This is a genomic window from Deltaproteobacteria bacterium, from assembly GCA_015233135.1.
Classification (GTDB): domain Bacteria; phylum UBA10199; class UBA10199; order JADFYH01; family JADFYH01; genus JADFYH01.
On the sequence record JADFYH010000004.1, the window covers coordinates 101482 to 110580 of the forward strand.

At 46.4% G+C, this 9099-nt stretch carries 7 protein-coding genes; 2 read left to right on the forward strand and 5 right to left on the reverse strand.

Annotation, left to right across the window (positions count from 1 at the left end):
• Positions 1–36: 36 nt before the first annotated feature.
• The 5 genes from HQM15_02300 to HQM15_02320 form a co-directional block, all read right to left on the reverse strand.
• Positions 37–1731, reverse strand: a complete 1695-nt coding sequence (locus tag HQM15_02300) for a CTP synthase (protein ID MBF0491596.1) — start codon at positions 1729–1731, stop codon at positions 37–39.
• A gap of 140 nt (positions 1732–1871) precedes the next feature.
• Positions 1872–2909, reverse strand: coding sequence for an N-acetyl-gamma-glutamyl-phosphate reductase (locus HQM15_02305; protein ID MBF0491597.1), 1038 nt, complete (start codon positions 2907–2909; stop codon positions 1872–1874).
• Between the two features lie 162 nt (positions 2910–3071).
• Positions 3072–3470: a 30S ribosomal protein S9 gene (gene rpsI / locus HQM15_02310; GenBank protein MBF0491598.1), complete on the reverse strand. Its 399-nt coding sequence runs from the start codon at positions 3468–3470 to the stop codon at positions 3072–3074.
• 68 nt (positions 3471–3538) lie between these two features.
• Positions 3539–3979, reverse strand: coding sequence for a 50S ribosomal protein L13 (rplM, locus tag HQM15_02315; GenBank protein ID MBF0491599.1), 441 nt, complete (start codon positions 3977–3979; stop codon positions 3539–3541).
• 84 nt (positions 3980–4063) lie between these two features.
• On the reverse strand, positions 4064–5317 hold the full coding sequence (locus HQM15_02320; protein ID MBF0491600.1) for an ATP-binding protein: 1254 nt from the start codon (positions 5315–5317) through the stop codon (positions 4064–4066).
• Positions 5318–5511: 194 nt separating this feature from the next.
• Here HQM15_02320 and HQM15_02325 point away from each other — a divergent pair, with 194 nt between their 5' ends.
• Both HQM15_02325 and HQM15_02330 read left to right on the forward strand, forming a co-directional pair.
• Positions 5512–5853, forward strand: coding sequence for a hypothetical protein (locus HQM15_02325; protein ID MBF0491601.1), 342 nt, complete (start codon positions 5512–5514; stop codon positions 5851–5853).
• Positions 5854–5865: 12 nt separating this feature from the next.
• Positions 5866–9033, forward strand: coding sequence for a hypothetical protein (locus HQM15_02330; GenBank protein MBF0491602.1), 3168 nt, complete (start codon positions 5866–5868; stop codon positions 9031–9033).
• Positions 9034–9099 lie beyond the last annotated feature (66 nt).

Sequence of the window (9099 nt, forward strand, 5' to 3'; positions counted from 1 at the left end):
GATGAGCCCTCTCTCCCTTGAGGGGAGAGGGGAAGATCATTTCTTTTTCGTTGTCACTTTCTTCATCTGAGAAGCCTCAGGGGTCGCTATTGTCGCTTCCCGTTTATCTTTCTTCAAATCTTCCCACTTTTCTCTCCTCGCATAGGCCAGCGAATGGGACACAAAGGCGTCAAACAGGGGATGCACGGCCATGGGACGCGATTTGAATTCGGGGTGAAATTGGCAGGCGACAAAGTAGGGATGTCCGGGCAATTCGATGATCTCCACTAAAGATCCATCGGGAGACAGGCCTGAAAATTTAAAACCTTTCTGGCTGAGTTTTTCCCGATAGGCATTGTTGAATTCATAACGATGACGATGCCGTTCCGAGATTTCGCGTTCTCCGTAAATTTGGGCCGCTAGAGAACCTTTTTCCAGGGTGCAGGGATAGGCCCCCAGTCTCATGCTGCCGCCTTTGTGAAGAATGGCTTTTTGTCCTTCCATCAAATCGATGACGGGATGAGGGGATTCCGGATCAAACTCCCGGCTGTTGGCCTTTTCCAGTCCCACCACATTGCGCGCAAATTCGATGCAGGCGATCTGCATCCCCAGACAAATTCCAAAAAAAGGAATTTTATTTTCGCGGGCGTATTTGACGGCAGCGATTTTCCCCTCGATGCCCCGATCTCCAAAACCTCCAGGTACCAAAATGCCATCAATGCCTTCCAGTACTTCTGTCGCCTCATTTTTTTCCAGTTCCTCGGAGTCGATATATTTCAGATTCACTTGCACCGCATTCTTATAGCCGCCGTGTTTGAGGGCCTCATTCAGGCTTTTATAACTATCTACCAAATCTACATATTTACCCACGATAGCGATGGTAATTTTTTGTGAAAGATTTTTAATCTGATCAACCAGATCTTTCCATTCCTTCAGTTCAGGCTTGCGGGTCCAGATATTCAAACGCTCCACAATTTTTTCATCCACACCTTCCTGATGAAACACCAAAGGGACTTCATAAATGGAATCCACATCCGGGGCATTAAAAACGGCGTTGGGGGAGATGTTACAGAACATTCCAATCTTTGCTTTGATGTCTTTGGAGAGCGGGCGGTCGGTACGGCACAAAAGCAGATCGGGCTGGATACCAATTTCACGAAGCTTTTGCACGCTGTGTTGAGTGGGTTTTGTTTTCAATTCGCCGGCGGCTCCAATGTAGGGAACCAAGGTCAGATGCACATACAACACGTTTTCTTCTCCGACCACGTATCGAAATTGACGAATGGCCTCCAGAAAAGGCAGAGATTCAATATCTCCCACCGTTCCGCCAATTTCCACAATCACCAAATCGACATCCTTGGATACGCGCAGCAGGGAGGCCTTGATTTCGTCGGTGATGTGAGGCACGACCTGCACGGTTTTGCCGAGGTATTCTCCCTTGCGTTCTTTTTCGATGACCGAATGGTAAATTTTTCCGGTGGTAATATTGTTGTCGCGGCAAAGTTGAGAATGGGTAAATCTTTCGTAATGCCCCAAATCCAGATCAGTCTCCGCTCCATCATCCAAGACAAAGACCTCCCCATGTTGAAAGGGATTCATGGTCCCCGCATCCACATTAATATAAGGGTCGAGCTTGAGCATCGTAATCTTAAGCCCACGATTTTCAAGCAGGGCGGCGATGGAAGCCGCAGCGATGCCCTTGCCCAAGGATGAAACGACACCGCCGGTCACGAAGATAAATTTTGTTTTCATAGATTCTTTTTCCCCCTCTTAAGCTAAGAGGGGGTCAGGGGGCGTTATGGCAATTGGATTCAAAGTGGCCATAACCCCTCCCGACCTCCCCTTAGCTTAAGGGGAGGAGAACTTTGGAAAGATTAAAATTATTTTTTACCTTACGGGAGATAGGGTAAAATTTTCAAGCCTAAAGCTTCCTCAAAACCAAACAAAATATTCATGTTCTGCACAGCCTGTCCTGATGCGCCTTTGCTGAGGTTGTCGATGGCCGAAATGACAATGATGCGGCCATTTTTTTTCTCGACGTGAACGCCGATATCGCAAAAGTTTGTGCCTCGCAGCTCTTTTACATTGGGGAAAGTGCCTAAGGGCTTCACTCGCACAAAATATTCGTGTTCATAAAATTTTTGAAAGAGTTGATGCAGTTCCTCACTGTCGATTTTTTTAGAACTTTGCGAATAGGTCGTGCTCAAAATCCCTCGGTCTAAAGGAAGCAGGTGAGGGGTGAAGGTGACTTGAATATTAGATCCTGAAAGTAAGGACAAAGTTTGTTCAATCTCTGGTGTGTGTCGATGCGAGCCCACTTTGTAAGCCTTGAATCCTTCATTCACCTCGCAAAAAAGGATGTCGGTGCTGGCAGTACGTCCGGCACCCGAGGTGCCCGACTTGCTATCAATAATAAAAGAATCTAGTTTCACTAATTGATTTTTAATGAGAGGAGCTAAAGCCAGTGCCGCGCTGGTGGGGTAGCAGCCTGGATTTGCAATGAGCCTCTTGCCCTGGATCTGATTTCGAAACAACTCCGGCAGACCATAAGCCGCTTCTGCAAGGAGTTGGGGATGTTCGTGTTTCCCATACCATTCTTCGTAAACGCTTTGAGAGTGGAGTCGAAAATCAGCGGAAAGATCAATCACTTTTACGCCAGCCTCCAGAAGGTCTTTGACGGCCTTTTGAGCGGAGTGATGAGGTAAACAAACAAAGGCCAGCTCTGCTTTTTGCGCGCATTGTTGGGCATTAAAATTTTCAAGTTTTAGATCGAGTAAATTTTGGAAGGCACTAAAAACTTTTGAGAAATTTTCTCCGGCATTTTTTTCTGAAGTGACCTGGGTGATTTTTATTTCCGGGTGACCCAGCAGAATTCGAACCAGTTCTATTCCAGTGTAACCGGTAGCTCCGATGATGGCGATGTTTTTCATGGCTTCACCTCCCCTTAAGCTAAGGGGAGGTCGGGAGGGGTTATGGCCACTTTGAATCCAATTACCATAACGCCCCCTGACCCCCTCTTAGCTTAAGAGGGGGAATAAACAAAAAAGCCTCCGATGAAAATCGGAGGCTTTTGTAATCAGTGTTAAACAAAATTAACGTTTGCTAAACTGAGTTGAACGACGCGCTCCGTGCAGACCGTATTTTTTACGTTCTTTTTTACGACTATCACGAGTCAGATAGCCACCTTTTCGAAGGGGTTTACGATAGTCGGGATTTAAGCTCAAAAGAGCTCGGGCGATTCCGTGTCTTAAGGCCCCCGCCTGGCCGGAAAGCCCTCCGCCTTCTACACTAGCGGTGACGTCAAACTTTCCAACATTACCGGTAGATTCAAAAGGCTGAAGGATAATCATGCGCAGGGTAGGTCGGCCAAAATAGCTTTCAAGCCCTTCGCGGGTATTTACTTTGAAAACTCCAGTACCGGGATTGATAATCACACGAGCGGTGGCATTTTTTCTTCTGCCGGTACCATAAAATCGTTTGGGGCTTGCCATAATTTTTTCCTTTTTTATCCAGCCCCCTCCCCCCTTTGGAGGGGGAGGGTTGGGGAGAGGGGAGTGAGTCAATTTTTCAATTCATAATTTACAGGAGTTTGAGCAGCATGAGTGTGCTCGGCTCCCGAGAAAATCTTTAATTTTTTGATGACCTGATGACCCAAATTGTTGTGCGGAATCATTCCTTTTACAGCTCGACGAATAAGATCTTCGGGTTTTCGTTCCATGATCTGTTCGGCACTCTTAATTTTCATCCCACCAATGTAGGTGGAGTGATTGTAGTATTTTTTATCCAGGAGCTTGTTTCCGGTAAGTTTAATCTGTGCCGCATTGATAGCCACGACAAAATCTCCCGTGTCTACATGGGGGGTAAAAGTGGCTTTGTGCTTGCCACGAAGGATGTTCGCGATTTCTGTGGCTGCTCGACCCAAAATTTTTCCTTTTAAGTCAACCAAAAGCCATTTCCGTTGAGCTTCATCGGCTTTCGCCGAATAAGTAGATTTTTTCATAAAAATTAGTCCAAAGGGTTAAGAGTAATAAAAAAACTGTGAGCGGCGGCACCCTAGGTAAAAAATCCAACTCTTGTCAAGGGTTTATCCTTTCACCCACTCCTGAGTGATATAGGACAAAGGATCCACAATTGTAGATTTGATTTTGAGCTTGGATTGAGCTGCCAAGGCTCCTCGTTTTTCTCTTTGCAAAGTGGTTTTTTCTCCAAGATTAAAACAGACCTGAAAAGCTTCTTTTCTACCGTCAGGAAAACTTGCCACAAAGTCGGACTCAATCTGATCTTCCATCTGAAAATAATAAACTTCACAGCCCTGACGCCTGAGGTCGAGATAGATCAGATTTTCAAAAAGAGCCCCATATTGATCACTGAACTGAAGAGTGTTAGCCAGCACGAGCCCTGTATCAATGGTATAGATTTTTCTTGGATTTACGTTTTGTTTTCGAATGGAGTCAGTAAACAAAGGTACCGCAAAACACAAATAAGCGTCTTCAATCATCTCCAAATAACTGTGCAGAGTGTTCTTACTGACGGCATAGCCCTGACTTTTAAAGTCACGAAATGTTTTTTGAATTGCCAAACGAGCGCCTGTAGATTTGAGGAGTGTGCGAATGAATTGTTTGAGAAGTGTGAGATTGGTCACCCCATGCCGCTCCACAATATCCCGGTAAACAACGGTGTTCACATAATCCTGAAGAATTATTTTATGATGTTCGCCTTCAGTCATAACGACTTCAGGAAAGCCTCCGGTGCGGAGATAATTCTGAAACTGCTGGAGGTAATGGTCTCGTTTTTTAGGTCCCAAAACTTTTCCAGGAAACTCCTCTCCCTGAGCTTGAAGAAATTCATGAAAGGAAAAGGGCCAAATTTCGGTGGCGACGGCGCGCCCACGCAAAGAGGTTGCGATTTCTTTGCTGAGCATCTTGGCTGAAGAGCCAGTGATAGTTATTTCAATATTTTTTTGATCAAGCAATCGTCGAATGACAACAGGCCAATGGTCAATATTTTGTATCTCATCAAAAAAAAGGTAGCAACGTTGATCATGATTTTCAGGGTAGAGGGTAAAGAAACTTTCAACCAACTGCCCAAACATCATGGCATCGCAGGGGAGCAATCGTTCATCTTCAAAATTGATGTATAAGATCCGTGTTTTTGAAATGCCTTTTTTAAGCAGGCGATCAATGCATTGATGAAGACAATAAGTTTTTCCCACACGGCGCATTCCCATCAGTACACTCACACGCCCACTCAAGGATCGAATATCTACCTCCCGAGGAATGGAGCCTGAAAAATCTTTTTCCTGAAATTCGCCCTGAAGAATCTTGATAAGTTCAATCATATTTAGTCCCTCTATATAGGGATATGATTGTATAATAACGTCCTTATGTAAAGGGATAAATTTGATCAACGTTTTGATTTTGATTTAAAATTTAGCTCATCAGAAGAAAAATCCCTCAAGTTTAAACACTAACATCCGTTTATATCCATGATGGCAGTGCGTTGTTGTGTCTTGATAACAGATGGGAGCTGCTTATGAGAGGCTTGGCAAAAAACCTGCTATTCTTGCTATTATCGTCTGCCTTGTTTCTGGCTGCCTGCGGGGGGGAGTTGGACTCCGATCATCAAAATACCACTGCAACTGAGAGTCAGAGCATTCTCGGTTCCTCCACCGGCACACAGGTACAAGTGGTGCAGTCTGAAAACTATGGGGGGCTTACTGTCAGTAATGCCATGGGAATTCAAGGAAAACAGACGAGTGAGCACTATCAGCAAATGGATCCTTTTTTAGAATTGCACAAAAGGAAAGTCAATTCTGTAGCATCGGTGAAGGCTACTTTACCAACCAATACTTTAGGGTCTCAAAAAGTAGATTAGGAAAGTGGAATTATGCTCAATTTCAAAAAAATAAAAAAGTCTTACTGCCTTTTGTTTTTATATTCTCTGTTCACAGCAAATCCGCTTTTTGCTTCAGCTACTGTCTTGCCCGTGCAGGGCTACATCGTGGACAGCAGGGGAAACGAGTTGAATTCTACGATACAAATGACCTTTAGACTTTATGCGGCTTGTGGAGATAGTACTCCCCTGGCAACCTTTGTGCAGAATCTGAGTTTCAGTTCAGGAATTTACCAAAGCGGCCTGGATCTTTCCAGTTTAAGCGCCGAAAAGCAGGCGGCCATCCGGGCCGCGACGGGCCTTTGTCTGTCGGCCCAGGTGGCGGATGATTCTGAAATGACCCCGCGAAGTGAATATCAGATGGGAGTTTATTCTATCCACGCAAACGTAGCAGATGTGGCAGAAACCGCCAACAGCTGTAGCAATTTAAGCAGTACTACAAGCATCGCTTCTACTTTGGCAGGCCCAGGTTTAACAGCTTTAGACGGAACTTTACAGTTGTCTACTTCTTCCAACTTTTCTTGGTCGGGGGCCAATACTTATAGCGGTCAGGTGATTGCTTCAAACTCTCCGATAGGCAACTCTTCAGCATTTGCCGCTTTTCTTGTTCAACCCGCAAGTTCTACAGCACTTGGAAAATTCTTTGCGGTAAAAAAAGATGCTTCGACAGACCTTTTAACCGTAGACAACAGCGGAAATTTCTACGCAGCTGGCACAGTGACTTTGGGCAGTTACACCAATTCGGGCTCTGGTTGTAGCTCCTTAAGCACCAGCTCCAGCGGGTTGCTCAGCTGCGGAGCAGGAGCCACTTCTGGAATTACTGCCCTCATGGCAGATGATGGAACGGCAGGGCCAACAGGCTCCTCAGTCCTTTTAGCAGGAGGCAGCAATGGTATTGATACGGTTCGCAGCGGGGACACGATCACCTTTAATTTGGATACCACCGAGATTGGAAACACTGTTTTTGGTTCAGGCAACTCGGATTTTAGTTGGACCTTTAACGCCTCGGGAACGAATGATCCTTTACTGGCTTTTACCAATGGTCTCATTGGCATTAAAGGCTCTGGTGCAGGTGCAGCGGCCGTTGATCTGGCTTTTTATGACAACGACAACGGTTATTATGTGGCCCTAAAAGCCCCTGGCACAATGACTTCCAATGTTACTTTTACGCTACCCGGTGCCGATGGAACAAACGGCCAGTTCTTGTCCACCAACAGTTTTGGAACTTTATCGTGGGCAACTCCCAGTGTGGATACGGTTCAAATTGCAGACAATGCAGTGACCAACGCAAAGATAGCAACTGGCGCGGTGACTGCGTCAAAACTGGCTGATACAACGGTCTCGGCGGGAAGCTATGGTTCTGCTACCCAGGTGGGAACTTTCACCGTCGATTCCCAAGGTCGACTCACGGCTGCGGGAAATACAACTATCAGTGGTGTTGCCCCCGGAGGATCGGCTGGCGGAGATCTGACGGGAACTTATCCTAATCCCACAATTAACGCTGGAGCGGTGAGGAGTACAAATCTGGCAGAGGATGCCGTCACGACGGCGAAGATATTGAATTCAAATGTGACCAACGCAAAAATAGCCGATGACTCAATTACCACTGCAAAAATAGCAGATGCTCAGGTGACTTCGGTGAAGATTGGAACGGATGTTAAGAATTCAAACATCGATACGAATGCCGCGATAGCGGGGTCGAAGATCAACCCAGATTTTGGAAATCAAGATCTTAAAATTAATACGAATAAATTTGTAGTGACTGGAAGTTCTGGAAATACGGCAGTGGGTGGTAGTTTGTTAGTAACTGGGGTCACGACTCTGAATGCGGGTTTGACTGTGAGTAACGGATCGAGTTCGGCGGGCATAGTGGTGATTAAAGAAAACAGCAATGAGGGTTCCAGTGGAGTCACTCTAACAGTGCCTCCCTTGGCAGCGGATTATACTTTAACCTTGCCTGTGGATGCTGGAACATTGGGGCAGGTATTGAGCACCAATGGAAACGGAGTATTGAGTTGGTCAAATGCTGGAGCGGGAGGGATTACCGGAGTTGTTGCAGGGACAGGCCTGAGCGGGGGAGGAGCGAGTGGGGCTGTCACTTTAGGAGTTGCAGTGGGAGGGATTTCCTCAACTGAATTGGCAGACTCTGCAGTGGTTACAGCAAAAATTAATGATGCAGCGGTGACCAGTGCAAAGATTAACGACTCTGCGGTGATAACTGCAAAGCTCAATGATAGTGCAGTGACCACAGCGAAGATTTTGGATGCAAATGTAACAACAGCAAAGATCAATGACGCGACGGTAAGCACCACAAAAATTAATGATAACGCGGTGACAAGCGCGAAGATTGCGGATAATGCAGTAACGACGGCAAAGGTTGCCGATTCGAATGTAACGACTGTGAAGCTTGCGGATGATGCAGTGACGACGGTAAAGATAGGGGATGCCCAGGTGACTTCAGCGAAGATAGCGAATACGACTATTGTGGATGCGAATATCGCCAGCAATGCAGCGATAGCGGGGTCGAAGATATCACCGGACTTTGGGAGTCAGGATCTTAAAGTCAATACGAATAAATTTGTAGTGACGGGATCGTCAGGTGACACCACGGTGGCAGGGACCCTGGGAGTGAGCGGGCAAGTGAGTTTTGGTACGGGGGGGATGAGTAGTGGTTCGATCAAGATTAATTCAAAAGAGGGAGGAAGTGATTATAGTGTCACGCTTCAACCGAGTGGAGCGATGACGGGTAATGTGATTTACACGTTGCCTGCGGATAATGCCTCGGGTGTACTCACCAATGATGGAGTTGGAAATTTTTCGTGGGCTTCGGGGGCCTCGGTGTCAAGTGGTTTGGGTGCAGGTTCTGTTACCACAACTAACATTCTTGATGGCACGATTGCAAATGTGGATATCAGTGACACTGCGGGGATAGTCTACTCGAAGTTGAATCTTGGGAATAGTATTGTAGCGGGGGATTTGACGACGGATTCGGTGACGAGTGCGAAGATTAAGGATGATGAGATTGTGAATGCGGACATCAACTCAGCGGCAGCAATCGCAGGGACAAAGATTAATCCGAGCTTTGGCACACAGGCCATCAGTGTCAGCGCGCATGACAGGGAGCCTGGAGTTCGCATGATAGGGCCCCACCTGTACGCATGATAGGGACCCGGTGGTTCGCAAGGATAGGGACCCACTTTTTCCTCTAAAAAATAGCGACGGATCTTC